Origin of the sequence: Shewanella frigidimarina NCIMB 400 (genome assembly GCF_000014705.1) — a bacterium.
In the GTDB taxonomy this organism is placed as follows: Bacteria; Pseudomonadota; Gammaproteobacteria; order Enterobacterales; family Shewanellaceae; genus Shewanella; species Shewanella frigidimarina.
Genome location: NC_008345.1, coordinates 2503488 through 2529832, shown reverse-complemented (window position 1 = coordinate 2529832; position 26345 = coordinate 2503488). Strand labels below are relative to the sequence as shown.

24 protein-coding genes are annotated in these 26345 nt (G+C 42.4%); 10 read left to right on the top strand and 14 right to left on the bottom strand.

Annotation, left to right across the window (positions count from 1 at the left end; genetic code table 11):
- Nucleotides 1-419 precede the first annotated feature (419 nt).
- Nucleotides 420-1610, bottom strand: coding sequence for an amino acid aminotransferase (locus tag SFRI_RS10935; RefSeq protein ID WP_011637582.1), 1191 nt, complete (start codon nucleotides 1608-1610; stop codon nucleotides 420-422).
- 438 nt (nucleotides 1611-2048) lie between these two features.
- Here SFRI_RS10935 and aroA point away from each other — a divergent pair, with 438 nt between their 5' ends.
- The 9 genes from aroA to SFRI_RS10885 all read left to right on the top strand — a co-directional run bounded on the left by aroA (nucleotide 2049) and on the right by SFRI_RS10885 (nucleotide 10226).
- Nucleotides 2049-3329, top strand: coding sequence for a 3-phosphoshikimate 1-carboxyvinyltransferase (gene aroA / locus SFRI_RS10925; protein ID WP_011637581.1), 1281 nt, complete (start codon nucleotides 2049-2051; stop codon nucleotides 3327-3329).
- A gap of 180 nt (nucleotides 3330-3509) precedes the next feature.
- On the top strand, nucleotides 3510-4199 hold the full coding sequence (gene cmk, locus SFRI_RS10920; protein WP_011637580.1) for a (d)CMP kinase: 690 nt from the start codon (nucleotides 3510-3512) through the stop codon (nucleotides 4197-4199).
- A 114-nt stretch (nucleotides 4200-4313) separates the two neighbouring features.
- On the top strand, nucleotides 4314-5981 hold the full coding sequence (gene rpsA, locus SFRI_RS10915) for a 30S ribosomal protein S1 (protein ID WP_011637579.1): 1668 nt from the start codon (nucleotides 4314-4316) through the stop codon (nucleotides 5979-5981).
- Nucleotides 5982-6058: 77 nt separating this feature from the next.
- On the top strand, nucleotides 6059-6346 hold the full coding sequence (ihfB, locus tag SFRI_RS10910; protein ID WP_011637578.1) for an integration host factor subunit beta: 288 nt from the start codon (nucleotides 6059-6061) through the stop codon (nucleotides 6344-6346).
- 122 nt (nucleotides 6347-6468) lie between these two features.
- A complete protein-coding gene (locus tag SFRI_RS10905; protein WP_049763537.1) occupies nucleotides 6469-6765 on the top strand; it encodes a LapA family protein in 297 nt (98 codons plus the stop codon).
- A gap of 1 nt (nucleotide 6766) precedes the next feature.
- Nucleotides 6767-7927 carry a lipopolysaccharide assembly protein LapB gene (gene lapB, locus SFRI_RS10900; protein WP_011637576.1) on the top strand — a complete coding sequence of 387 codons (1161 nt, stop codon included), beginning with the start codon at nucleotides 6767-6769 and terminating at the stop codon, nucleotides 7925-7927.
- Between the two features lie 68 nt (nucleotides 7928-7995).
- On the top strand, nucleotides 7996-8694 hold the full coding sequence (gene pyrF / locus SFRI_RS10895) for an orotidine-5'-phosphate decarboxylase (protein ID WP_011637575.1): 699 nt from the start codon (nucleotides 7996-7998) through the stop codon (nucleotides 8692-8694).
- A gap of 110 nt (nucleotides 8695-8804) precedes the next feature.
- Nucleotides 8805-9647 carry an SDR family oxidoreductase gene (locus SFRI_RS10890; RefSeq protein ID WP_011637574.1) on the top strand — a complete coding sequence of 281 codons (843 nt, stop codon included), beginning with the start codon at nucleotides 8805-8807 and terminating at the stop codon, nucleotides 9645-9647.
- Between the two features lie 27 nt (nucleotides 9648-9674).
- The gene (locus SFRI_RS10885; RefSeq protein WP_011637573.1) at nucleotides 9675-10226 is read left to right on the top strand and encodes a DUF2058 domain-containing protein; all 552 of its coding nucleotides are present in this window, start codon (nucleotides 9675-9677) and stop codon (nucleotides 10224-10226) included.
- Between the two features lie 78 nt (nucleotides 10227-10304).
- Here the strand turns inward: SFRI_RS10885 and SFRI_RS10880 are convergent, their stop codons facing one another.
- Nucleotides 10305-11240, bottom strand: a complete 936-nt coding sequence (locus SFRI_RS10880) for a hypothetical protein (protein ID WP_011637572.1) — start codon at nucleotides 11238-11240, stop codon at nucleotides 10305-10307.
- A gap of 345 nt (nucleotides 11241-11585) precedes the next feature.
- Between SFRI_RS10880 and SFRI_RS10875 the strand changes: the two genes are divergently transcribed.
- Complete coding sequence (locus tag SFRI_RS10875) at nucleotides 11586-13343, top strand: acyl-CoA dehydrogenase C-terminal domain-containing protein (protein WP_011637571.1); 1758 nt, start codon at nucleotides 11586-11588, stop codon at nucleotides 13341-13343.
- 183 nt (nucleotides 13344-13526) lie between these two features.
- Here SFRI_RS10875 and SFRI_RS21675 read toward each other — a convergent pair whose 3' ends face one another.
- From SFRI_RS21675 to hyaA, 12 genes are all read right to left on the bottom strand, one after another.
- Nucleotides 13527-13691 (bottom strand): hypothetical protein, encoded by a 165-nt coding sequence (locus SFRI_RS21675; protein WP_011637570.1) that lies wholly within the window; start codon nucleotides 13689-13691, stop codon nucleotides 13527-13529.
- 79 nt (nucleotides 13692-13770) lie between these two features.
- Nucleotides 13771-14115 (bottom strand): hydrogenase maturation nickel metallochaperone HypA/HybF, encoded by a 345-nt coding sequence (locus SFRI_RS10870; protein ID WP_011637569.1) that lies wholly within the window; start codon nucleotides 14113-14115, stop codon nucleotides 13771-13773.
- Complete coding sequence (gene hypE, locus SFRI_RS10865) at nucleotides 14115-15122, bottom strand: hydrogenase expression/formation protein HypE (protein ID WP_011637568.1); 1008 nt, start codon at nucleotides 15120-15122, stop codon at nucleotides 14115-14117. The genes SFRI_RS10870 and hypE overlap by 1 nt, the downstream gene beginning before the upstream one ends.
- A complete protein-coding gene (gene hypD, locus SFRI_RS10860; RefSeq protein ID WP_011637567.1) occupies nucleotides 15112-16239 on the bottom strand; it encodes a hydrogenase formation protein HypD in 1128 nt (375 codons plus the stop codon). Before hypD ends, hypE begins: the two co-directional genes overlap by 11 nt.
- Nucleotides 16236-16478: a HypC/HybG/HupF family hydrogenase formation chaperone gene (locus SFRI_RS10855; protein ID WP_011637566.1), complete on the bottom strand. Its 243-nt coding sequence runs from the start codon at nucleotides 16476-16478 to the stop codon at nucleotides 16236-16238. Before SFRI_RS10855 ends, hypD begins: the two co-directional genes overlap by 4 nt.
- Nucleotides 16479-16480: 2 nt before the next feature.
- A complete protein-coding gene (gene hypB / locus SFRI_RS10850; RefSeq protein WP_011637565.1) occupies nucleotides 16481-17200 on the bottom strand; it encodes a hydrogenase nickel incorporation protein HypB in 720 nt (239 codons plus the stop codon).
- 296 nt (nucleotides 17201-17496) lie between these two features.
- Nucleotides 17497-19908 (bottom strand): carbamoyltransferase HypF, encoded by a 2412-nt coding sequence (hypF, locus tag SFRI_RS10845; protein ID WP_011637564.1) that lies wholly within the window; start codon nucleotides 19906-19908, stop codon nucleotides 17497-17499.
- 55 nt (nucleotides 19909-19963) lie between these two features.
- Complete coding sequence (locus SFRI_RS10840) at nucleotides 19964-21961, bottom strand: hypothetical protein (protein ID WP_041412970.1); 1998 nt, start codon at nucleotides 21959-21961, stop codon at nucleotides 19964-19966.
- Nucleotides 21954-22508, bottom strand: coding sequence for a HyaD/HybD family hydrogenase maturation endopeptidase (locus SFRI_RS10835; protein WP_011637562.1), 555 nt, complete (start codon nucleotides 22506-22508; stop codon nucleotides 21954-21956). Before SFRI_RS10835 ends, SFRI_RS10840 begins: the two co-directional genes overlap by 8 nt.
- Nucleotides 22509-22523: 15 nt before the next feature.
- The gene (gene cybH, locus SFRI_RS10830; RefSeq protein ID WP_011637561.1) at nucleotides 22524-23192 is read right to left on the bottom strand and encodes a Ni/Fe-hydrogenase, b-type cytochrome subunit; all 669 of its coding nucleotides are present in this window, start codon (nucleotides 23190-23192) and stop codon (nucleotides 22524-22526) included.
- A gap of 31 nt (nucleotides 23193-23223) precedes the next feature.
- Complete coding sequence (hyaB, locus tag SFRI_RS10825; RefSeq protein WP_011637560.1) at nucleotides 23224-24927, bottom strand: nickel-dependent hydrogenase large subunit; 1704 nt, start codon at nucleotides 24925-24927, stop codon at nucleotides 23224-23226.
- A 2-nt stretch (nucleotides 24928-24929) separates the two neighbouring features.
- A complete protein-coding gene (hyaA, locus tag SFRI_RS10820; RefSeq protein ID WP_011637559.1) occupies nucleotides 24930-26066 on the bottom strand; it encodes a nickel-dependent hydrogenase small subunit in 1137 nt (378 codons plus the stop codon).
- Nucleotides 26067-26345 lie beyond the last annotated feature (279 nt).

Here is a 26345-nt window from a genome sequence, read left to right as displayed (position 1 = left end):
AATAATGTTCATGCTATGGGAGCTGTATCCCGATGAGCGTAAATTAAAAACTACAAGCGGCTTCAATTCGTATACAACCATCACCTATATATTTAACAGTGCGATTACTTTAATAGATACCCGAGAATTAACAGTATTATGCATTAGCCATATTGGCTCAATTCGATAAATTGCATTGCTTAGATTTGGCTGCACTTAACGCTGTTATTTGCAAAGGCAGATAAGTTCACCTAACTCGAATTGTGGTATTTGGGCGTTAAGATGGAATAACAAACGGCTATTTTTGATAACTGATTATTATGTCATTTTGAGGGGGGCTAAGTAGACAATTTTTTAGACTTAACATAAACAAGGCCGCATTAAGCGACCTTGTTTATAGCGTAATATTACCAGCTACCCATAAATCAAAATGGTATCGGTTATAGCACTGCCGCAATTGATTTAGCTAAATAATCTACATTAGTTTCACTAATACCGGCAATACTGATACGGCTTGAGCCGACCATGTACACACTGTATTGCTGTTTAAGGATTGCCACTTGTTCTGGGTTAACACCTAAAAATGAGAACATCCCTTTTTGACGGGCGATAAAACTAAAGTCACGGTCAACACCATTGGCTGTTAATTGATTGACCAACATTGCCCGGTTACCATTAATTCGGTCACGCATCACTTTAAGCTCGTCTAACCATTGTTGTTTGAGGGCTGGGGTACCTAAAATGGTCTCAACAATCGCAGCACCGTGTGCTGGCGGCATAGAATAAATGCAGCGCACTACGTATAACAATACCGATTGGGCAACATCAACAGTTGCGCTATCTTTAGCAACAATTGAGCAAGCGCCAATACGTTCGCGGTATAAACCAAAGTTTTTCGAGCAAGAGCTGCATAGAATCATGCTTTCAACTGCAGCAGCCATCTGACGAACGCCATAAGCATCTTCATCTACGCCGTCACCAAAACCTTGGTAAGCCATATCAATTAATGGTGTAAAGCCTTGCTTCACCGTAACCTTAACCACTTCATCCCATTGCTCAGTGGTTAAATCCATACCGCTTGGGTTATGACAACAAGCATGTAAAAGCACTACGTCATCTTTACCAATGGTATTTAAGGTTGCCAGCATTTGGTCAAACTTAAGTGTTTTACTGTCATAGTCATAATACGGATAGGTTTTAACCGTAATACCTGCAGCTTCAAATAACCCTGTGTGGTTTGCCCATGTTGGGTCACTTACCCATAGCACCGCATTAGGATTACAACGTTTAATAAAGTCTGCCGCCACGCGCAGGGCGCCAGTTCCGCCAGGGGTTGACACTGTACGAACTCGGTTAGCCAGTAATGCACTGTGGCTAGCACCAAAAGCTAATTCACCCATAAGTTGGTTGAATGACGCTGAGCCAGTCGGGCCGATGTACACCTTGGTTGTTTCGGTGTCTAAACGAATTTTTTCGGCGGCTTTAACACAATCTAAAATTGGCGTATGACCTACAGGGTCTTTATAAACGCCCACACCTAAGTCAACTTTATTTGCGTGGCTGTCTTCGCGGTATTGAGTTAGCAGGCCTAAAATAGGATCTGCTGGTAAGGCTTTTAGGGTATCGAACATGAATAGAACCTTATATTAGCTATTTGCACTAAGCATAACGCGCTTTAAACTAAGAGTTAAAGCCATAATTGCTCTCGATCTCAATTAATATCTTATTGAGATTTTTTCATTTGGAAAGTTAACGTAACAAGCAAATAATACTGTCATATTGTAAGATTATCTGATGTAATGGACCTCCATTACAGTGTTAAGTGTTATTGTTGGCAATCTCGTAAGACTGTTGCCGTATTTAAAGGCCAAATAATGGTCGTGAGTTGTTGATATTAGCGCTGTAATCCGTATTTTATCAGCTTGTAATGGTTTTTGTTTAGTGACGATAAACCCTTTCATTCTGTAATGAATTTGTTCCACTTGATTTACGCTGTCTGGCAATAAATGAGTGATGTTTTCCATCAAGATTAACTTGAACTTAATCTTTAGCAAAAAAGAAGAAAGCGAATGAAGCAACTGCGTCTTAATCCTATTAATTGCATCAACGGCGAAATTAATATTCCAGGGTCTAAAAGTATTTCAAACCGTGTATTACTTTTAGCCACGCTTGCCAGAGGCAGCACTACACTTACAAACTTGTTAGATTCTGACGACATTCGCTATATGCTGGCATCGCTTAAACAACTGGGTATTCAATACACATTAAGTGAAGACAAAACCGAATGCGTTGTTGAAGGAAACGAAGGTCCAATTTCATCTGCTAGCGTTCAAAGCCTCTTTTTAGGTAATGCTGGTACGGCAATGCGTCCTTTATGCGCAGCATTAACATTAGGCCAAGGCGAATTTACCTTAACGGGTGAGCCACGAATGGAAGAGCGACCAATTGGTGATTTAGTTGATGCGCTGCGTCAGCTCGGTGCAGATGTCACTTACCTTAAAAACGATGGTTTTCCACCGTTAACGATAAATGCCACAGGGCTAAACGGCGGCGATGTTGAAATTGCCGGTGATTTATCAAGCCAGTTTTTGACGGCTTTGCTTATGGTCGCACCGCTGACTAAAGACAGCGTTAATATTAAAATTAAAGGTGAGTTAGTTTCAAAACCTTATATCGATATTACCATCGCACTGATGAAACAATTCGGTGTTGAGGTGATTAACCACCAATATCAACGTTTCGAAATTAAAGCCGGTCAGCACTATGTATCTCCGGGTAAAGTATTAGTTGAAGGTGACGCTTCATCTGCATCGTACTTTTTAGCCGCGGGTGCCATTAAAGGTGGTGAAGTTAAGGTCACTGGTGTTGGCCGTTTAAGTATTCAAGGCGATGTAAAATTTGCTGATGCATTAGCCCAAATGGGCGCAGACATAGAGTGGGGCGATGATTACATTATTGCCAGAAAGTCTACGTTAACAGCCATCGAAATGGACATGAATCATATTCCCGATGCTGCAATGACCATTGCTACAGCTGCTTTATTTGCGACAGGCACCACAAAACTGACTAACATCTACAACTGGCGCATTAAAGAAACAGACCGCTTAGCCGCAATGGCCACTGAGTTACGTAAAGTGGGCGCAATAGTTGAAGAAGGTCATGACTATATTACGATCACACCACCTGCAGAACTCAATACTGCAGCAATTGATACCTATAATGATCATCGTATGGCAATGTGTTTTTCAATGATGGCCTTTGCTGATTGTGGGATCACCATTAACGATCCAGACTGCACATCTAAGACCTTTCCAGATTACTTTGCACAATTTACACAATTGGCAAAATAATCTTATATCGTGAAATTAAAACGAACCCTTTAGTGCATCAGGTATGCACTAAAGGGCGATCTTGGTTTTAATAACCGAAAATTCATCAGTAATTAACATTTTTTTGTTATACAATGCGCGCGCTTATTTTGATGAACCCTTTATCTTTTCAAGGAAGATAGATTATTTTCGGAGGAAATTATGTCTGAACGATCTCCAGTGATCACAGTAGATGGCCCAAGCGGTGCAGGGAAAGGGACTATATGCCAATTGTTGGCACAACATTTAGGGTGGCATTTGTTAGACAGTGGTGCGATTTATCGTGTTTTAGCCTTAGCCGCTATTCATCATGATGTTGAGCTAGAAAACGAAGAAGCACTGACCTTATTGGCTGCACACCTTGATGTTCAATTTTTAACGGGCACCGAGGCCGATGCCATTAAAGTGATTCTCGAAGGTGAAGATGTTACCACCACCATTCGCACACAAGAATGCTCAAATGCTGCCTCAAAAGTGGCGGCATTACCACGCGTACGTGAGGCATTATTACGTCGTCAACGTGCATTTAGCGCCGCTCCAGGACTTGTTGCCGATGGACGCGACATGGGCACAGTGGTTTTTTCTAAAGCACCAGTAAAAATATTTTTAACTGCGTCTGCTGAAGAACGTGCGCAAAGACGCTATAATCAGTTGCAGGACAAGGGCTTCGATGTTAAAATCGATCGCCTTTTAGCTGAAATTATTGAACGAGACGACCGTGATACCAATCGCGCCGCTTCGCCACTAGTCCCAGCTGATGATGCACTTGTTATTGATACAAGCGGCATAGGCATTGAAGATGTATTGAAGCAAGTGCTTGAATATGTTGGACAAAAAATTACTGTTACATAATCGAATGGTCGATTATTATGCAGTAGGTATTCGTGTTAAGGATGACACGAATAATATTACTAGACTCCACATCTAGGATGGATGGTGGTTTATTTAATGAAAGTAACCTAAAACATGACTGAATCTTTTGCTGATCTATTTGAACAATCCCTTCAAACCCTAGAGTTCCGTCCAGGTTCTATCGTCCGTGGTACAGTTGTTGCCATCGAAAACGGTATGGTACTTGTTGACGCTGGTCTTAAGTCTGAAAGCCCAATCAATGCTGACGAATTCAAAAACGCACAAGGCGTTTTAGAAATCCAAGTAGGTGATGAAGTTGACGTAGCCCTTGACTCTGTTGAAGATGGTTTCGGTGAGACTCAATTGTCTCGCGAAAAAGCTAAGCGTCATGAAGCTTGGATCGTTCTAGAAAAAGCGTACGAAGATGCTGAAACTGTAATCGGTATCATCAATGGTAAAGTTAAAGGTGGTTTCACTGTTGAATTAAACGGTATCCGTGCCTTCTTACCAGGTTCTCTAGTTGACGTGCGCCCAGTTCGCGACACAGCTCACTTAGAGTACAAAGAATTAGAATTCAAAGTTATCAAGCTTGACCAGAAGCGCAACAACGTTGTTGTTTCTCGTCGTGCAGTTATCGAATCTGAAAGCAGTGCTGAACGTGATACTCTTCTTGAGAATCTACAAGAAGGTCAAGCTGTTAAAGGTATCGTTAAAAACCTTACTGACTACGGTGCATTCGTAGACTTAGGTGGTGTTGACGGTCTTTTACATATCACTGATATGGCTTGGAAACGTGTTAAGCACCCATCTGAAATCGTTAATGTTGGTGACGAAATCAACGTTAAAGTTCTTAAGTATGACCGTGAGCGTACTCGCGTATCACTAGGTCTTAAGCAACTTGGCGAAGATCCATGGTTAGAAATCAGCAAGCGCTACCCAGAAAGCACTAAGCTTACTGGTCGCGTAACTAACTTAACTGACTACGGTTGCTTCGTCGAAATCGAAGAAGGCGTTGAAGGTTTAGTACACGTTTCTGAAATGGATTGGACTAACAAGAACATTCACCCATCTAAAGTTGTTAACTTAGGTGATGAAGTTGAAGTGTTAGTATTAGACATCGATGAAGAACGTCGTCGTATTTCTCTAGGCCTTAAACAGTGTAAAGTTAACCCATGGGATGACTTCGCAACTCGTTACAACAAAGGCGACAAAGTATCTGGTAAGATCAAGTCAATCACTGACTTCGGTATCTTTATCGGTCTTGACGGTGGAATCGATGGTCTTGTTCACTTATCTGACATTTCTTGGAACGGTACTGGCGAAGACGCAGTTTCTGAATACAAGAAAGGCGATGAGATCCACGCTGTAGTTCTTTCAGTAGACCCAGAGCGTGAGCGCATCAGCCTAGGTGTTAAGCAAACTGAAGATGATCCATTCAACGCATACTTAGCTGACAAGAAGAAAGGCACCGTAGTTCACGGTACTGTTTCTGCTGTTGACGCAAAAGGTGTTACAGTTGAATTAGCAGAAACAGTTGAAGGTTACATTCGTGTAGCTGACATCTCTGCAGACCGCATCGAAGACGCATCTACTGTATACTCAGTTGGTGATGCAATCGAAGCTAAGTTCATGGGTGTAGATCGTAAGAACCGTTCTATCAGCTTATCTATCAAAGCGAAAGATGAAGCTGAACAGAAAGAAGCGATCGCTACTTTGAACAAGCAAGACGATGTTGTAATGAGCAGCGCAATGGCTGAAGCCTTCAAAGCAGCTCGTAAGTAATCGAAAATCGTCTGTTGTATGGGGACCTTGTCCCCATTAGGCGACTGTGTTTGGCTTGATAATATGGGATAGCTAAGATGACAAAATCTGAACTTATCGAAAAACTCGCCACTAGGCAGTCGCAACTGTCGGCGAAAGAAGTGGAAAGTGCAATCAAAGAAATGTTGGAGCAAATGGCAACAACATTAGAAACCGGTGATCGTATAGAAATCCGTGGATTTGGTAGTTTTTCACTTCACTATCGTGCGCCTCGTACGGGTCGTAATCCAAAAACAGGAACCTCTGTTGACTTGGAAGGCAAGTATGTACCGCACTTTAAGCCGGGAAAAGAGCTGCGCGAACGTGTCGATGCTGTTAATCCTTGATTAACGCTTGAATAAAAAGCCTCCTATTGGAGGCTTTTTTGTATCTAATGGCAGTCAATGCTGGTCAGCCCAGTAAATTTCTTGGATAATCATTATATTGATGCACCTTCATGGAGAATAGCGTGAGATCATTTATTATCGTTGTACTGGTTGGATTGATGTTTGTTCTAGCATTATTATTTGGCGCTAAAAATGAACAAGTCGTAACCTTAAGTTACTTTATTGCTGAAGGGCAATATCGATTGCCTATGGTTCTTGCTGTGGTATTTTTCAGCGGCTTTATCATCAGCTGGATATTTGCAAGTTACCACATCGTGAAGTTAAAACTCGCGTTACGTAAAAGTAACAAAGCGCTTAAAAAGTTCGCCGCTGCGGATGCAATCAGTGTTGTTGTAACGCCTAAGGATCAAGCCGCCTAGTATGCTAGAAATCTTGTTCTTGTTATTGCCTATCGCTGCCGGTTATGGATGGTACATGGGACGACGCAGTATTCGTCATAGCGATAGCCAGCAGACTAAAAAACTAAGCCGAGATTACTTTACTGGGCTTAACTTTTTACTGTCTAACGAGTCTGACAAAGCGGTTGATTTATTCATCAGCATGCTCGATGTTGATGACGAAACTATCGACACCCATCTATCGTTAGGTTCGTTATTTCGTAAACGAGGTGAAGTGGATCGTTCTATTCGCATCCATCAAAATTTGATTGCTAGGCCTAGCTTAACCAATGAGCAGCGTGACATTGCGATGATGGAGTTAGGTAAAGATTATATGGCTGCAGGTTTTTATGACCGCGCTGAAGAAATCTTTATAAACTTAGTCAGCCAAGATGACCACAGTGAAGAAGCTGAAACACAACTGCTGCTAATCTACCAAGTGACCAAAGAGTGGCAAAATGCCATCGACATCACTAAACGCTTACCTCGTAAACGTCAGCAAGTGCTTAAATGCACCACGGCCCATTTTTATTGTCAGTTAGCTGATGAAGCCAATAATGACGCTGATAAAATCAAAAAATTACAACAAGCAATTAAACAAGACGCCCAATGCGGTCGAGCTTGGTTAACCTTAGCAAAAATGTATCTTGATGCTGGCCAGTTTGAGTTATGTAAGCAGGCGCTACAAGAGCTAAAAGTGGCAGATATTAATTTATTTGCCGATGGTGTTTCAATTGCAAAGCAAGTTTATCGAGACACCCAAGATCCAAACGGTTTTCATGAGTTGCTTGCCAAAGCGATTGCTGATGGCGCGGGTGCCAGTGTGGTTGTTGCATTAGCCGAACACAAAATTAGCCTCGGCCAGCATCAAAGTGCTGAAACCATGATGCTCGATAATTTATATCGTCATCCGACCATGAAAGGCTTTCAGCATTTAATGAAATTACACATTAAACAAGCTGAAGATGGTCAAGCCAAACAAAGTTTGTCTATGCTTGAGCAACTTGTTGAACAACAAATTAAATTCCGCCCTAGTTATCGCTGTACCGCCTGTGGTTTTCCCTCTCACGGTTTATATTGGCATTGTCCATCGTGTAAACAGTGGGGCAGTATCAAGCGTATCAAAGGCCTCGATGGTGAATAACGTCGCCATCACAAGATAGAATCCTTATAATAAATGCATTAACACAAGCTATTGCCGCTGGAGTCCTAATGACTGATAAATCCATTGTAGTCGCCCTCGACTATGACAATAAAAACGACGCATTAACCTTTATTGATAAACTTGATCCAGAGATGTGTCGTTTAAAAATCGGCAAAGAGATGTTTACGTTATTCGGACCTGATCTGGTTAAAGACATTCACAGTCGTGATTTTGATTTATTTCTCGATTTAAAGTTTCATGATATTCCCAATACGGTAGCAAAAGCTGTTGCCGCTGCCGCTGATCTAGGTGTGTGGATGACTAACGTGCATGCCAGTGGCGGCTTAGCCATGATGCAGGCAGCCAAAAAAGCATTGATTCCCTTTGGTGACGATGCACCATTATTGATTGCCGTCACAGTATTAACATCGATGTCAGATGAAGATTTAGTGTTGCTTGGTATTAATGTGCCTGCGTTTGAACATGTGCTGCGCTTAGCCAAATTGACTCATCAAGCAGGATTAGACGGGGTTGTGTGTTCGGCTCAAGAAGCTAAATTGCTTAAATCATCATTTGGGCAAGATTTTACCTTAGTTACACCGGGTATTAGACCCGCAGGAAGTGATGCCGGTGATCAACATCGTGTCATGACTCCACCCCAGGCTATTGCGGCAGGGTCAGATTATTTAGTGATTGGTCGACCAATTACTCAAGCTGCCGACCCATTAGCAGCACTTAAAGCTATTTATCAATCACTGCATGTTTGATTTGTTATCACGCTAACGGTTAGGTTGACTGCGTCACTGTATTTAGTCAATCTAGTGGGTAAAGATACCTTATCTACATTAACCAAATCACACAGAAATAAGGGATGACTATGTTTGATGACAAAGGATTTGATGGCAAAGGATTTGATTACACAGGTAAAAATGTTGTTGTGGTTGGCGGTACATCTGGAATAAACCTTCAAGTTGCGATTCAATTTGCTAGCGCTGGAGCCAATGTTGCGGTCGCGAGTCGCAGTATTGATAAAGTTAATGCCGCGGTAGAATTACTGAACCAAGCTAACCCAAACGCCAAGCATTTAGGCGTCAGTTTTGATGTACGTGACAATGATGCATTAACGGTTGGTTTTGCAAAAATTGCAGATCTCTACGGTCATATCGATGTGTTAGTGAGTGGGGCTGCGGGTAACTTTCCGGCCAGTGCGGCAAAGCTTTCGAACAATGGTTTTAAATCGGTTATTGATATTGATTTAATTGGCAGTTTTCAAGTGTTAAAACAAGCTTACCCATTATTATCACGTCCGAATGCCAGCATTATTCAAATTTCAGCACCACAAGCGTATATCGCGATGCCATTACAAGTGCATGTTTGCGCCGCTAAAGCCGGCGTCGATATGTTAACTCGTACATTAGCACTAGAGTGGGGTGTTGAAGGGATACGAATTAACTCTATCGTACCAGGCCCAATAGCAGATACCGAAGGCTTTAACCGCTTAGCGCCCAGTGATGAAATGCAACAGCGAGTGGCCAATAGTGTGCCGCTAAAACGCAATGGCAAAGGTCAAGATATTGCCAACGCAGCCTTATTCCTTGCATCCGACATGGCGTCATACATTACCGGTGTTGTATTACCAGTAGACGGTGGTTGGTCATTGGGTGGTGCCAGTATTGCAATGACAGAATTAGGCGACATAGCCGCCAAGCACGGTTTATAAAAATCGATAAATTTAAAGGTAAATTCCATGGCTAACGCATTACAAGACCAACTGCTTAAAGCAGGTCTTGCCAGTAAACAAAAAGTACGTGACGCAAAAACACAAAAGCGTCGTGACAAAAAAGCTAAAGTTGACGACGGCAGCTCAGAGCTTAAGCAACAAATTGCTGAGCAAAAGTTAGTGCAAGCGAAAAAAGATAAAGCATTGAATGAAAAGCGCTTTGCTGAAGCAGCTGAAAAAGGTCAAGTGCGTGGTTTAATCAGCGAGTTTTCTAAGTTTGCTATTACCGTAGCGCGTGATGCTGAGCTTAAGTTTAACTTCACGTTAGAAAACAAGATTTATTCGGTTTATATTACCGATAAAATCCAAGCTGATTTACTCAATGGCAGTTTAGGCATCGTCCGTTATGAAGATAAAACCTACATCGTACCGCATAAGCTCGCAGAGCGAGTGAAGTTACTTGTTCCACAATGGTGTGGTTACTTGTGGGATAAAGCCGCTAAAGATTCTGTTGCGCAAGTGAGCGGAGCCGATGACCCATATGCAGATTATGCAATTCCAGATGATTTAATGTGGTAAGTGTTACCATTAACCGTTAATCATTAACAAAAAACGCCTCTAAATAGAGGCGTTTTTTGTTTGGTGTTAATCAATATTTTACGAGTCTGCATTAGCCTGTTTTGCCGTTAACGCAATGACTTGCTGACAATAAGCAAGGTGATGGCGGATTGTGTCTAAGTATTGTGATGCTTGATTATCCATAAGGTACCAATAACTGGCTGTTTGTGGATACTGATTGTAAAACAACGACTCGGCCATAATTAGGTCGCTTTGGTTAGCATAGGTTAACCATTGCACGCTTGGTAAGTTACTCAAGGCGGCTAACAACGCATATTGTACTTCAAGATTATCAGGTTGTTCGGTCGTTACTTGCAAGGCTAAACGCTGGGCGATTTTAAATTGCGGATCAGCGTTGTCTGGGGTCAATATATCATTTTGGCGTCGACGAACCGCATCGCTCAACAGTACTTCAAACGGATTAATATCAACAGGTTCAACATCGTGTAGCAATAGGGTAGATGCATCATCTACAAACAATTCGGGCCACTGAATATTATTATTGGTGAGTTGCAAACCTAATGCAATACGGCGCTCACCTAACCAATTATGCACCATGCAAGGCAAATGTTCTGAAGCGGGCATATCGTTGGGTCTCGCTAAAGACGGTAATAAAGACATACGTTGTACATTGACCTGTGTTGCCATCAACGACATCAATAGAATGGTCGCCAATCCCGAAGATGGCCAGCAGTTAAGTTGTCCTTCGAGTTTTTCACCCACTTCGGTTAGTAATGAAACTAACTGATTGTCATCTAGACTATTACTGACAACGAAGGCTTGATGCGAACCGGCATAAGGGCCATTACAAATGTTAATAACGTTATCGGCATCATGTTCAGTCCCATTAAAAATGAAAGTATGTCCTATGTCGGCAGGTTGCCAATCGCCATGTGCATTGCCAATGACGGTGATCTGCTGATAGTGCCCAGATAGGGAAGATGATGAAGGGATCTGCTCAGTACGTGTATGCATAAAAGTGCCGTTCGCTATGGTTTATTACTAGAGTTTAATATTCGTGTTTAATACTCGGGCTTAATACTAAGGTTTAATACTTGGGTTTGGAACTATTGGGTCATAAAGTAAAGTTCAAAAAGACCACAGATCTCAATCAAATAAGCTGCTAACTCAAGGATCGTACGGGTAATTGTAACTCATTGGAACCCTATTGGGCTGAGAAACATAAACTATCGAGATAAAGGCTGGCATGAGTCGACATTCGTCAAATTATGGTTAGATAATTGCTAAAAAGCTTTTCTTTTTGTGACGCTTTAGTATAAATTAAAACAACTGTTTTAATTATTTGTTTGAGAGACTCTTATGAACCCATACCAAGCCCCGTTGAAGGACATGCAATTCTTGTTGGAACAGGTATTTGATGCCCAAGCTACGTGGGAACAACTTCCTGCTATGGCAGATGTTGTCGACATGGATACCGCATTAGCCATTCTAGATGAAGCGAATAAGATCAGCCGTGATCTGCTTCACCCTTTAAATCGCAGTGGTGATGAGCAAGGTGTGGTTCATAAAGGTAATGACATTATTACTCCAGATGGCTTTAAAGAAGTGTATCAACAGTTTTCTGAAGGTGGCTGGGTAGGGCTTTGCGGCGAGTCAGATTTTGGTGGCATGGGGATGCCGAAAATGCTTGGCGTGTTAGTCGATGAAATGAATTACAGCTCGTGTAACTCGTTTACGTTATACAACTCCCTGACCGCTGGTGCAGCGTTATGTATTAATGCACATGCCAATGACGAATTAAAACAAACTTATTTACCTAATTTATATTCTGGCCAATGGGCCGGAGCAATGGACATGACCGAGCCACACGCAGGTTCTGACTTAAAAGGTATTCGTACTAAAGCTGAACCACTTGATGATGGCAGTTATTCTATTACCGGTAACAAGATTTTTATTACTGGCGGCGATCATGATTTAACTGAAAACGTGATTCATTTAGTATTAGCAAAACTGCCCGGTTCGAAAGGCATATCATTGTTTATCGTACCTAAAATCAGCGTCAATGCCGATGGTAGCTTAGGCGAATCTAATGGTGTTACGGTGGGTTCTATTGAACACAAAATGGGTCTTAAAGCGTCTGCTACCTGTGTGATGAACTACGATAATGCCAAAGGCTTTTTAGTTGGTGAGCCTGATCGCGGTTTAGTGTGTATGTTCACTATGATGAACTACGAACGTTTAGCCATTGGTTTACAAGGTTTAGGTAACGCACAAGCGGCTTATCAAATGGCCAGTGATTATGCTAAAGAACGCCTACAAGGTGTTGCTGCAGCAGGTTCTGCAACGGGTGCAACGTCTGATCCGATTATTGTGCATGGCGATGTACGTCGCATGTTACTCACTATCCGTGCGATGACAGAAGCAGGCCGTGCATTATCGGTTTATACCGGTAAGCAGTTGGATTTAGCAAAGTATGCCAGCGGCGATGTGCAAGCTAAAGCGGCTAGGTACGTTGGTTTACTTACACCTGTTTCAAAAGCATTTTTAACCGATCGCGGTTTAGATGCTACAGTTATGGGCCAACAAGTATTTGGCGGTCATGGTTATATTCGTGAAACCGGAATCGAGCAGTTTGTTCGTGATACCCGTATTGCACAAATATACGAAGGCACTAACGGTATTCAAGCAATCGACTTTTTAGGCCGTAAAATTACTTACGACAATGTGGTCACTTTGACCGAATTTGTTGCTGAAGTGAATGCAAGTCTTGCACAATTAACTCAAGCTAATGCTGAACATAAAGCCATGGTAAGCCAAGTGTTTGCTGAGTTGCTCACGACAGCTAACTACGTCAATGACAACAAGAAAACTCAACCAGCATTAGTCAATTCTTGTGCGGTCGACTTCTTAGATGCCTTTGGTTATGCCCTATACGGTTACTTCTGGTTATTGATGGCCGACAAAGCGTCAAGCCATGAAGATAAAACCTTTGCTGCCCAAAAGCAGTTTGTGGCTGACTTCTATATGGATAAGCTGTTATCAAAATCTCAGTATCATTTATCACAAGTTAATCAAGGTGATAAATCGATAATGGCAATGCCTGCAGAAATGTTCTAAGCCTATTTGTAATGCAACAAAATAATAAGCCTTCCGATGGAAGGCTTATTTGTTTGGGAACATTATATTCTCAATGTTTAAAGCAACGTGTTAACCAACGTAAATCACCAATGTTTAATCGCGTTGATCTAGCAAACCATTTTAGCTTTGCTCCACAGTACGTGTTGACTACAGGTTAGGCAATTACTTAGTGCGCTTCCAATAGATAAACGCCACAATGGCCACAAGAGCTATGGCGGGTGTTAATTGAATAAAATGGTGAAACAGTCCAACACCACCATGGCCCTCATGTGCCATAGCAATAGATGGAATAGTGGCAAGGATAAAGGCAATTGATAAGTATTTCATGGTGTTGTCCTTCTATTTTAAGGTTACTCTGGTTATTAGGTTAGGGTATTTCAATATAACGCTTTGATAAAAACTCGTGCTACGTATCCATCACAAGCTGCATTAACATCATGTCTTCACCGTCAATCACGGTGGTTTTATTAGACTGGCAAATAGGGCAAACAATGGTTCGTTCATCTACTTGCGATTGTTGTTCGCAGTGATTGCACTGCAACACTAATGGCTGCACATTAATAACTAATCTTGCCTCATGACAAACACTGTCCAATTTAAAGGTTTCAAACGCTTTCGACAGTAGGGCTGGCTCAACGCCACTTAGCACCCCAATTTTCAGTTCAACTTGCTCAATTCGTGTGGCTTTATGCAGCTGTGCAAGCGCTTCACATTGTTCCATTAATGACATTACAATCGAGTATTCGTGCATTAACAAATCCTTGGTAATAATTCACCTTGTGGTAAATCTAAATAGCGACTGCTGCCCCAAGGCGTTTGTAGCACCACTTTGCCAGGGTGACGCTCAGTAACGTGGCCAATAATTGCTGCGTGTTCACAATGTCCATAGCGCTGCATCACCTCAATTGCACCTTCGGCTAAATCCATAGGCAATGCCATAATAAAGGTGCCTTCATTGGCTAAATCAAAAGGCTCAAAGCCAAATAACTCACATAAGCCTTTTACTTCATCACAAATTGGAATGCTGGCTTCTTCGACATCAATGCCAATGTTCGATGCTTTCGCCCACTCATTGAGTACTGCAGATAAGCCACCGCGGGTCGCATCTCGCATGGCATGAATATCGATATTTGCCACCAGCAGTTGTTCAATAATCGGCCATAGCGTATCGCAGTCACTGCGTAACTCAGATTCCAGCGTTAAGCCATCACGGGCCATTAAAATTGCCGCCCCATGACAACCAATGTCACGAGAGACAATAATGGCATCACCTACTTGTAAATTACGCACTGAAATATCAGGATGCAAAATACGCCCTACACCAGAGGTATTAATAAATAGCCCATCAGCACAGCCTTTGGGCACCACTTTAGTGTCGCCGCAAACTATCCGCGCGCCTGATTTGTGTAATTCAGCTGCCATGCTATTTACAATAGTGGTTAAGTCATCCAGTGGAAAACCTTCTTCAATAATAAAACTACAGCTTAAATATTCGGGTTGTGCAGCCATCATGGCTAAATCGTTTACTGTGCCTGCAATCGCGAGTTTACCGATATCGCCACCAGCGAAAAATAACGGTGAAACGGTAAAAGAGTCGGTGGTAAAAGCAATATGGCCACACATATTCAGTTTGGCCGCGTCTTCTTGCGAAGTTAAAATAGGATTATCAAAGGCTTTAAAAAACAAATCGTGGATCAATTGATCCATTTCTTTACCGCCACCACCGTGGCTAAGTTGAATCGTCTTTTTAGATGTCATGATTAACTTCTCCATAGCGGTAATAAGCATTACACGCGCCTTCTGAGCTAACCATGCAGCTGCCTAGCGGTGTTTGTGGTGAGCAACCTCTGCCAAACACTTTGCAGTCTTTAGGATTGGCTAAGCCTCGCAAAATATCGCCACACATACAGGCTTTATGGTCGTCAATTTCGGTAGTCGGTAATACTTTTGCATAAATGCGTTCGGCATCTCGATGATGATATTCAGGGCGTAATGTTAGAGCAGACTTGGCAATAGGGCCTAGTCCGCGCCAGCGAAAGCTGTCGCGGACCATAAAATATTTGTCGACCAGTTGTTGAGCGGCAATGTTGCCCTCGTAACTCACTGAACGACTGTATTGGTTATCTAGCTCTGCTTTGCCTGCCACTTTTTGACGTGTAATACGTAAAATAGATTCCATCACATCTACCGGTTCAAACCCAGACACCACAACAGGTGTTTTATATTGGTCGACTGTAGATTGGTAGATTTGAGCACCACTAATCACGCTTACGTGGGCCGGACCGATAAAAGCGTTTACTTTACTGCGACTATCAGACATCACAGCATCAATAGCAGGTGGAACCAGCACATGGTTTATATGAAACAAGATATTATCTATTTTCAACGCTTCAGCCTGTGCCAGTAAGGCGGCAGTCATAGGCGTAGAGGTTTCAAAACCAATAGCGAAAAAAATCACCGTTTTGTCAGGATTATCCTGGGCAATTTTTAAGGTATCTAATGGGTCATATATTGGCCTAATATCGCAGCCTTTAGCCCGAAATTGCGCCAAGCTACCCATTGAACCCGGCACTCTAATCATATCGCCTAGGGTGACTAAAATGGTATCGGCTTGTGAGGCAAGGGTGGCTGCATGGTCAATTCGTTCTTTAGGCATAACGCACACTGGACAGCCTGGGCCATGAATAAAGTGAATATTGTCGGGTAATAGCTGTAATAAACCGTACTTCATAATGGTATGGGTATGGCCACCACACACTTCCATAATGTTAATTTGCTCAGTCGTTTTAGCCGCTTGTTGAGCAATCAATTGCGCTAAATGACGAATTGTCTGAGGATCTCGAAATCCTTGATAAAAGTCATTGAGGCTAATCATTGCTCAGACTCCAATTCCATCTCAGCGACAATTTGTTGATATAAATCGAGGCTTTCTTGTGCATCATTGTGGTCAATTTTATTCATCACAAAGCCAATGTGAATCAACACAAAGTCGCCTAACGCCAACGGGTCGCATATTAAATGACAACTTACCCGACGTTTCACACCAAGCGTGTCAACAGTGACTGTTGCATCATCATGAATTTCAACTACTTTTGATGGTACTGATAAGCACATAGTTAATATTCCTTATGTTCATCAAACCATGTTGCCAATACTTTCATTGAATCAGGATTTTTCACTGACACGACGAGCAATTCGACATCTGGATTCAATTTACTTAACTGTGCTTTGGCTTCATCAATACTAAAGTCAAAGTAAGGAAGTAGGTCAGATTTAGTGATAACCACTAAGTCAGCTCGGCGGAACATCACCGGATACTTCTCAATTTTATCGTCACCTTCAGGCACAGATAACAACACAATATTTTTATGGGTGCCAACATCATAACTGGCAGGACACACAAGATTTCCCACGTTCTCAACGAAGCAAATATCAACATTATCTAAATTAATGTGATGCAGTGCGCCGTGAACCATAAATGCATCAAGGTGACAGGCAGAGCCAGTTTGGATTTGATAGGCGTTGATACCCTTGGCAATTAAACGGTCGGCATCGCGTGAGGTTTCAAGGTCGCCTTCAATTACGGCATAGCGAGCATCAAGGTATTCATGTAAACATTCTAAAAGACTGGTTTTACCGCTGCCAGGGCTACTCATTAGATTAAAGGCGCTGACCTGATGAGCCGCAAAATGATCACGATTATGCTGTGCTTCGACATCATTTTTATCCAGTATTTTATGGATAACCGCTAAGGTCTTTTTATCGTTAAGCTGAGGATTACTATGAAGAGTATGGTCATGATCATGGGTAATTGAACAGCCGCAATCTTTACACATGTTATGTTCCTTAACCTTGTTGTTATTCTTATTAACTAGTGTCGGTTAAGTGGATAAAGGATTCTTTGATACACATCAGTTTTTGCAATAAACACTGTGAACAACAGTGTTATTGCGTTAATTATGTGACAGATGCCACAATTATCTGAAGGTCAATTTTTATGCTGCATGACAGCTTTAGCGATTCTGGTTGTTAGCCCAATTACGATAAAAAATGCATATATTAAAGCAACTTAACCAATGTAAGTTACTTAAGTTACTTACATTGGTTAAGAAGTTAAGAGTACTCGATACACTTACGCCATGTGATGTATGCCATACCACAATTGGCCTAATGCAATACCACCGTCATTAATGGGAATATGGCCACTGGGTAAAATTTGCCGTTGGCCACGTTTACAATCATCAATACACTGGCTGAGTAAGGTTTTGTTTTGAAATACACCACCACAAAATACCTGTGGTAATTGGGGATATTGTTGACCAACTCTATCCAATTGCTGACTAATCATATTGATAAAATGCCAACATATTTGTTTTTTAATTAAAGGGTTATGTGAGTATTCCACCGCGCAGTTAACCAATTGAGTAATAAAGTCGCTACTGTGCCATTGAATAGGTAACGACTCTTGGTCGTATAAGGTGTTGAGCGTTACAGATAAAGGCTCAATATTTGATTCGGTATAATAGGCATTGGCTGCTGTTTCAATCATCATGCCCGCTTGACCTTCGTACTGCGAGCTAGCAATAAAACCTAACGCTACAGCAAGAGCATCAAATAAACGCCCAACAGATCGACATTCAATACAATGGCTATTGTTACGCCACAGCTGATACAAATTAGTGACAGTTTTGCTGCCTAAGTCGGCGATAGCGGCAATGGGGAGTGAAAGTACTTGTTCAAGCGACATTTGTTCAAACAATAATGCCAGCAGAATTCTAACTGGGTGTTTAATCGCTTGCTCACCACCAATTAACTTAAACGAACTAAAGTGGGCCACCGTGGTAAAACCGTGCACATCAGCCAGCATTACTTCGCTGCCCCATAATGTGCCGTCATCACCTAGGCCTGTGCCATCAAAACTGAATCCTAATACTTGCTCAGTGCGTTGGTGCATCGCCATAACAGACAAAACATGGGCGAAGTGGTGTTGTATGCCAATGCAATGAGATGGCAAAAGGCGATGTTCAGATTGGTAGTTTACTGCCCATTGTGTCGGCGCATATTGCGGGTGATTATCATGCACAATATGACTTGGGCTAAAGTCATACAAACGCTTAAATGTTGCTAAGCTTCGGCTAAAATATTGCTCTGTTTCTAGAGTGAATAAATCACCAATGTGCGGTGATACGATCAGATTATCGGCAAAACCGAATGCGACCGTATTTTTCTGTTGTGCGCCAACAGCCAACACGCTATTTTTACTGTTTGATAGCATCGGTGAGTGCAAATTAATGGTTAGCGGCGCATAACCACGAGCTAATCGAATGACTTGTAGCTGCCCGTCAATCACTTGTACCACGCTGTCATCACAGGCATTAATAATCGGCCTATTATGGCCGAGGATCCCATCAACTACATGGCTTAAATGCTGCTCAATCTCAGCTTGATTAGCAATAATGGGTTCTCCGCTGCGATTGGCACTGGTAGCCACAATGGGTTTGTGTAATCGCTGCATCAATAAATGATGTAATGGTGTGTAGGGTAAAAATACTCCAAGGCGATCAATACCCGGCGCTAGCAATGGACTCAGTGCGATAGGGTGAATATTTCCGCAATTATCTCTACCATTATCTTTACCATCAACACTAGCAACACGTTTGGTCATCAAGGTAATCGGCTTCTCAGGGCTGGTTAATACTTGCCATTCCGTTTCAGTACCGCTGACACATAATTTCGCCTGGGCCAAGTTAGTCACCATTATCGCTAATGGCTTGGCGAGGCGTTGTTTACGTTGACGCAGAGCTGCAACCGCGTCGTTATTGGTGGCATCACACACTAAATGAAAACCGCCTAAACCTTTAATGGCCACTATGCCACCACGGTTTATCATTTCGACGGCTTGCTCTAATGCCATCAACATCGATGAATCATAAAGACATTCAGCACGAGCATTGATAACGCTAAAGGTTAATTGTGGACCACAATGTGGGCAACTCACTGGTTGTGCATGGTAGCGTCGATTCATTGGATTGATATAAGCGGCGTGGCAATCATCGCACATTTCAAAATCAGCCATGGCAGTGTTGCATCGGTCATAAGGCAGGGTGTTGATAATGGTGTAGCGCGGACCGCAATTGGTGCAATTGGTAAATGGGTATTGATAGTGGCGGTTTTGAGGGTCATTAATGTCGTTAAGACAATCTCGGCAAATACTCATGTCGGCCGAAATAGCCACATTTGCATGTTCGTCAGTAGCGGCATGGCTATCAATAATACTAAATTGGTCAAATAAACTTAATTGAGCTTGATGAGTAACCTCAATGGCATCAATGCGCGCTAATGGCGGCGGAGATTTAGCTAATTTATCGATAAACTGTTCAATCAGTTCGCTATTACCTTGTAAAACAATCGTCACCCCAAGGTGATTATTTAGCACGCTACCGAGTAAAGTTAACTGATGTGCCAAACGAAAAACAAAGGGGCGAAAACCAACCCCTTGCACAATACCTTTAACAATAATGGTAACTTGCTGTAATGGTTTCATAAGGACTCAATCTCATACAAGGATAAGCAATAACTGATATACTTTAAGATACCTTTTATCTACGTCTTTGTTTGAGATATAGCCCACCAATTGCGATATTAACGCCATCTAAATCCAATAATGGATTGACCACCAGTGGAAAGTTTTTACCAATACGTAATTGCACCCGTTCAGTTAGCACCGGATTAGCAAATTCGCTTCCAGCAATCACTAATTGTTTTACGCCAATATTTTGATCTAAATGTTCTACCCAATGGCTTAAGTAGTCGGCAAACGAGTCATGAAATGCAAAAGCAAGTTTTGCTAAGTTAGTCTCGCCTGCCAACTTGAAACTCATTAATGTGCCCAAGGTTTTACACCAATTGAGGCTACGATGCGCGGCGCCTTTGGTGAGAGGAAAATCAATGCGTGGTGCATTATTGCCATGATGAGACATCGCCAAAGCAATAAATTTATCGGCAAGTTCGGTTACGGTCACTCGTTGAGCAGTTTCTACCGGATAGGCGCCAATAATTAGGGTTGCAACAGCCATTAGCTGAGACAATGCACCATCGTCGGCTTGAATGTGAAGATCCAATAATTGATTATATTCGGCTGGAAATAACTGTTTAAACTTATCTAACAGACTTTTTTGCGGCGACTCAGACAAACTATGACAAATCTCATAACCTGATGTCGGCAACGTCGGTAATTGGAAAAATAATTCAGGGTTACTTTGGCTGTCGAGTGTGACAATTTGGCAAGCATTTTGTTGGCTGAAATACAATACCGCAGCATGTTTAACAAATTGCGCTTTATGGTGATTTTTATTGGGATCACAACGTAATACCGCAGCATTCAATGCACATAAGCTGGTAGTAATATCGTTAGTTATTGTGTTTGAGTCTTCTGCACAAGAACTGGCTAAAACAGGTGGCAAAGTTAACGCTGAAGTAGACGATTTAGCACCGTTGTCACTCACTTGCCAATTAATATCAGTTTTAGTGCTTTGAACCTTGAACGTATGTTGGTCATCTTGGTAATGATGCTCATCATGCAAACAGGTCACATTAGTCGGTAACGATATGCTGCCATCGCTTAGGGTGGTGATCGGTAACCAATGTTGATTAATACTGGCTAAACGCAGCGGCTCATTGAGTAGGGCTTCTTGGTTAGTATGTGGTTCAATATCACTAGTGACATGCAACCAATTAATGCCTTTTTGACGCAGTACTTCAGTGAGTATCACTAATAAACGATTTTCAGCAAATTGAATATCATACAGCGGCGCTAATAAGCTGGGATGCTCGCTACTTGGTCGTACTCTTAGCAAGGGTTTTTCGATGCTAGATAATGCCAACACTTGGCTGTCATTGACAATAAAATGACTGTTTAAAGAATTGGGATTACAGACTAATATTCGAGGCCGTTGATATTTTATTGTTTTGGTCATTGACGCATTGGTCTGTGATGAGTTTGTCAGTTGTTCATCTGCATTTTGCGATATGGTTGAGGGTTGTATGGTTGAGGACAATATGGCCGCTGGTGGGGTTAACCATAACGTGATCCCAAGAATAGGTAAGGGCAGAGACTTATGGCTGAGTAAGCGGTTTGCCATTGCGGCGATATCGGTCTGAGTTAACGATTTTTCATCACGACTGAGTTTTTCATGCCCCATACAATGATGACATTGTAGATTAATATTACCAAAAGAGGGATGTTGATTATCGCCAAATTTTGGCTGGCAATCTTGGCAAAAATTCAGCGGTAAACCAGAGTGAAGCGGCTTAATGTTAAATGGTTTTCGCTGCCCGCTGTGCTGCTCTATACGCTGAATGTGGGTGTCAAGCAACCAAACAGATAACAAGAAATCACTGGCGATGTCATCGGCTAACGATTCAAGCTGCGCTTGAGGAGCAAAGGCCTCAATAAAGTAACGTATTTTACTGGTTTGAAGCTCGGATTCAGCACCAATACTGATATTAAATTCGCTGCGTTCAAGGTATTGATTGCACAAGTGCTCATATAACGGCACATGGCGTTGGCATACAAAATCAAATCGAATGTTATGCATCGACATAGCAACCTCGCTTATAAGCGTCAGGAATCACCTGATCAACCGTTATTTCATTCACAATCTGCTGGCTAAACCCTAAGTCGGTTAAATGGGTTAACAGGGCGTGTTCCATTAGCGGAATGGCGGCATGTAAATGTGGCGTAAGCCCCAAAGTCATTGGCTCAATCACGGTAGGGGTAACACCTAATACAAACGTGTGTGGCCTATCACCCACAATGTCCATCATGTTGAGTGTTTGCAGCATTTCTACTTCATGAGCACTACCTTGCCAATCGATTTCAGCAGGGGCGTGATCAAAATCGAAAAAGTACACTTCACCAGGCTCCACGCCAACACTGTTCACCGTATCGACCACAATTAAATGGTCGTACTGGCTTATCATCGGAATAAGGCCTTGAGCTAAGGTGCCACCGTCGACAATATCTATGCTGTCAGTTTGGTGGCTAAATTGGTATTTCTCTTTGATATAATTGACAAAATGCACGCCGACTCCTTCATCGGCGTACAATACATTGCCTATACCTAACAGCAATATTTTTTTCACAATAATAGATTCACCTTATTTATGATCTTTGTGATAGTCATAGCCAGACACTATTGAGTCGACTGAATTATGTTTAAAGCGAATACCCGACCACACCGCCATATACACATGGATCACCACAAAAATAATGAAAGCCCAAGTTAAATAATGGTGGAAGGTTCTAAGTGATGCTAAGCCGCCACAAAGTGCTGTTAACCATGCAGATACATCGCCAAGTAACCCGCCCAGGCCTAAGTGGTACACATTGGCGTACAGCACTAAGCCTGTGATACACACAATCAAGGCAACAAACGAAATCGCCACATAAGTCATAAACTGTAACGGTCCGTAAACCCCAGCTTTATGCAAATTACCCATCCATAAATAGGATTTTAATTGTGTTATCCAGCTTTTCACACTCAGCACATCTTTAAACGAACGTCTTTCAATGTTGTTGCGACTGAAGAAAAACAAATAAAAACGCACCAAAGTGATACTGGTGAGCACAAATCCAAAAATGATATGCGCAAATCGGATCCAACCTTGTACCAGTACATCAGTGCTGGCAGGCGCCACTAAAAATGGCCACGAGATATAAAATCCGGTGATCACTAATACCAAAATGGCCAGAGCGCGTAACCAGTGAAATATTCGAATCGCTGGAGTAAATATCAGCTGCCGATTATGGGTTGCAATATGTTCCATACTTTTATCCCTCCTACTCCATTACCTCTGATTAAAACCCATTTGGATCAATTTTAAATTGACCTAGGGTATGTTTCTTGTAATCCATCACGTGAACGGAACACGCCATACAAGGATCAAAGGAATGAATAATGCGAATGACTTCTAACGGCTTAGTTGGGTCTTCAAGTTTCAAACCAATCAACGAAGCTTCGTATGGGCCCATTTTACCATTAGCATCCACAGGGCCTGCGTTCCAGGTAGTAGGAACCACAGCTTGGTAGTTTTCGACTTTGGCATCTTTAATCCGGATCCAATGACTTAACATGCCGCGAGGGGCTTCAATCATCGAATAACCTTCGTAAACACGGTCTGGGTCTATTTCAGGTTTAACGTAAGTAGACTGATCCGACTGTATGTTTACCAGTAAAGCATCAAAGGTTTGCAAACTGGCCTGGCCAACCAATACCGTTTGCAGCATACGTGCAGCAGTACGGCCTAAAGTGGTAAACAATGCTTCAAGAGGCAAACCAGTGCGAGCTAACAAACCATCAACCGCATTGACCACAACTTGATTACCACGGGCATAGTTAACCAACAAACACGCTAGTGGACCTACTTCAATCGGTTCATCTTGGTAACGCGGAGACTTAACCCACGAGTATTTACCATCGCCATTAATGGTTGGCAATTTGCCATACACAGTGTCACGCTCAATAAACCCGGTGTAATCAGGAATGGTGGTTCCTTGATATGGATGTTGCGGACCATCAGCTTTATACCAGGCGTGAGTCACATCTTCTTTAATCAAGCTCGGGTCGATATCCAATACATTGGCTAAATCACCGTTTAAAATGACCCCTTGGTTAAATAAGTACTCGCCATCGGTCGTAATAAAATCTTCACCGCACAAGAAACTGTTAACATTTACGCCGCCAAGTACACTGGCTTCTGTACCAAATGCTTCTGCTGCCATCACAATATCGGCTTGGTAAGCTCGCTCAATAAAGTCTTGCACGATAGCGTGCTTTTGTTTCCATTCTTGTAAACGGGCAGGGCTTAACATGTCACGTACTGAGGTTACGCCGCCCACAACAATAGATTGTGGATGTGGCGATTTGCCGCCAAAAATAGCTAACATTTCAGCTGCCACACGTTGTACTTCAAGTGCTTTTAAATAATGCGATAACGCAATGAGGTTTTGCTCAGGGGTAAAACGATAAGTACCATTACCCCAATAGGCATTGGCAAATGGACCCAGTTTTCCGGTTTCGACCAAGCCTTTCACTCGTGCCTGTACCGCTTTTAATTCACCTTCACCGGCAGCAATCGGTGCATCAGAGTAATTCATTGCCACTTTAGCCGCTAAGGCTGGGTCGGCACTTAATGCTGATACCACATCCACCCAATCCAAACCATGTAGATGATAAAAATGCACAATATGATCATGCATGTAGAGTGATGACTGCATTATGCTGCGCAGGTATTTAGCATTAAGTGGGATCTTAACCCCAAGGGCATTTTCAACTGCCTCAGTACCGCAACGATAATGCGAATAGGTACATACGCCACAAATACGCTGCACAATTAAGCCCACATCCATTGGAGTTCGGCCTTTTAAAATAACCTCAATACCTCGCCATAAGGTCGACGAAGACCAAGCCTTGGTAATGACATTATTGTCATCCACTTCAACTTCGACACGTAAATGGCCTTCGATACGGGTGATAGGGTCGATAACGACACGTTTACTCATGATTATTCCTCCAAAGGCTTAGCAAATACGCTAGCAACTGCATGGGCGCCAATACCAACAACGGTAGCGCCTAAAATGACCGCACCAATGGTGTCTGCGGTGGCATCTATGCCATGTAAAAGTTGGCGTCCTAGCGGTTTTTCAAAGTCCGCCATGTCATCCCAAAAATTCGGCTCAGAGCAACCCATACAGCCATGACCCGCTAACACCGGCCAACTGGTGTGATGGTTAAAACGCTCAGTAGGGCAGTTGTTGTAGGTATATGGGCCTTTACAGCCGACTTTATAAAGGCAGTAACCTTCTTTTGCACCTTCATCACCAAATTCTTCAACAAACTCACCAGCATCAAAGCGCCCACGACGTTCACAGTTATCATGTACCCGTGCGCCGTAAGCCCATTTAGGACGATTAAACATATCCAGTGCAGGTAACTTACCGAACATAATGAAATACATTAGCGTGCCAACAATGTTCTTTTCGCTCGGAGGGCAACCGCCTAAGTTAATCACAGGTTTATCGACCACTTCGTAAACGCCTTTTGCACCAGTAGGATTGGGTGCAGCGGCTTGTACACCACCAAAGGCAGCGCAAGTCCCGACAGAGATAATTGCAGCAGCATTTTCAGCCGCTTCTTTAACAATGTGTAAACCAGTGTGACCTTTACAGCCTACGGTTAAAAAGGTGCCGTTATTGGCGGTAGGGACGGCACCTTCAACGGCCAGTAAATACCGACCTTTGTAAGTTTCCAGTGCATGCTCTAGGTTCTCTTCGGCTTGCCAACCAGAAGCTGCCATTAAGGTTTCATGATATTCAAGCGAGATATGATCAAAAATCAATGTGTCTAAATTGGGCGAATCGGTACGAATTAATGACTCAGAGCACCCAGTACATTCGGCTAAATGTAACCAAATTAGCGGCACTCGGTCGGCTAATTCAGCCGCTTCGGCAACCAGATTACTAAAGGGTAGGGGCAAGGCAAACATTGCAGTGACCGACGCGGTCCACTTAATGAAGTCTCGACGAGATATCCCAATGTTGGCCATTTTTTGTTGTAGTGACACGGGCTGACGTTGGGCAAATTGGCGTAAATAATCAAGGCGATCTTGACCCTGTTTATAAAGGGCTGCATGTGTGTCCATGTTGATACCTTCTGCTTATGTTAGCTCAGTGGCTAATAATTAGTTGCAATCCATCGGTATCAATTTTAGAACTTGGCCAAAAATCGTCTTTGATATAAATCAATTTGTGAGATATTCCCATAACATATGTAGGGCTATATCGCAGTATTTATGATGTTGATCAAGTTAACAAAAATGAAATTGGACAAATTGTCGCAGATCACTAATTCATAGAGAAGGTGATCAAGCACTTCACTTGGGGATTTTGTAGAAACATGATGTTGTTGTTGTTTTTAACAA

Coding starts and splice junctions, on each gene's coding strand:
- SFRI_RS10935 (WP_011637582.1), bottom strand. CDS start 1,610: ATGTTCGATACCCTAAAAGCCTTACCAGCAGATCCTATTTTAGGCCTG.
- aroA (WP_011637581.1), top strand. CDS start 2,049: ATGAAGCAACTGCGTCTTAATCCTATTAATTGCATCAACGGCGAAATT.
- cmk (WP_011637580.1), top strand. CDS start 3,510: ATGTCTGAACGATCTCCAGTGATCACAGTAGATGGCCCAAGCGGTGCA.
- rpsA (WP_011637579.1), top strand. CDS start 4,314: ATGACTGAATCTTTTGCTGATCTATTTGAACAATCCCTTCAAACCCTA.
- ihfB (WP_011637578.1), top strand. CDS start 6,059: ATGACAAAATCTGAACTTATCGAAAAACTCGCCACTAGGCAGTCGCAA.
- lapB (WP_011637576.1), top strand. CDS start 6,767: ATGCTAGAAATCTTGTTCTTGTTATTGCCTATCGCTGCCGGTTATGGA.
- pyrF (WP_011637575.1), top strand. CDS start 7,996: ATGACTGATAAATCCATTGTAGTCGCCCTCGACTATGACAATAAAAAC.
- SFRI_RS10890 (WP_011637574.1), top strand. CDS start 8,805: ATGTTTGATGACAAAGGATTTGATGGCAAAGGATTTGATTACACAGGT.
- SFRI_RS10885 (WP_011637573.1), top strand. CDS start 9,675: ATGGCTAACGCATTACAAGACCAACTGCTTAAAGCAGGTCTTGCCAGT.
- SFRI_RS10880 (WP_011637572.1), bottom strand. CDS start 11,240: ATGCATACACGTACTGAGCAGATCCCTTCATCATCTTCCCTATCTGGG.
- SFRI_RS10875 (WP_011637571.1), top strand. CDS start 11,586: ATGAACCCATACCAAGCCCCGTTGAAGGACATGCAATTCTTGTTGGAA.
- SFRI_RS21675 (WP_011637570.1), bottom strand. CDS start 13,691: ATGAAATACTTATCAATTGCCTTTATCCTTGCCACTATTCCATCTATT.
- SFRI_RS10870 (WP_011637569.1), bottom strand. CDS start 14,115: ATGCACGAATACTCGATTGTAATGTCATTAATGGAACAATGTGAAGCG.
- hypE (WP_011637568.1), bottom strand. CDS start 15,122: ATGACATCTAAAAAGACGATTCAACTTAGCCACGGTGGTGGCGGTAAA.
- hypD (WP_011637567.1), bottom strand. CDS start 16,239: ATGATTAGCCTCAATGACTTTTATCAAGGATTTCGAGATCCTCAGACA.
- SFRI_RS10855 (WP_011637566.1), bottom strand. CDS start 16,478: ATGTGCTTATCAGTACCATCAAAAGTAGTTGAAATTCATGATGATGCA.
- hypB (WP_011637565.1), bottom strand. CDS start 17,200: ATGTGTAAAGATTGCGGCTGTTCAATTACCCATGATCATGACCATACT.
- hypF (WP_011637564.1), bottom strand. CDS start 19,908: ATGAAACCATTACAGCAAGTTACCATTATTGTTAAAGGTATTGTGCAA.
- SFRI_RS10840 (WP_041412970.1), bottom strand. CDS start 21,961: ATGCATAACATTCGATTTGATTTTGTATGCCAACGCCATGTGCCGTTA.
- cybH (WP_011637561.1), bottom strand. CDS start 23,192: ATGGAACATATTGCAACCCATAATCGGCAGCTGATATTTACTCCAGCG.
- hyaB (WP_011637560.1), bottom strand. CDS start 24,927: ATGAGTAAACGTGTCGTTATCGACCCTATCACCCGTATCGAAGGCCAT.
- hyaA (WP_011637559.1), bottom strand. CDS start 26,066: ATGGACACACATGCAGCCCTTTATAAACAGGGTCAAGATCGCCTTGAT.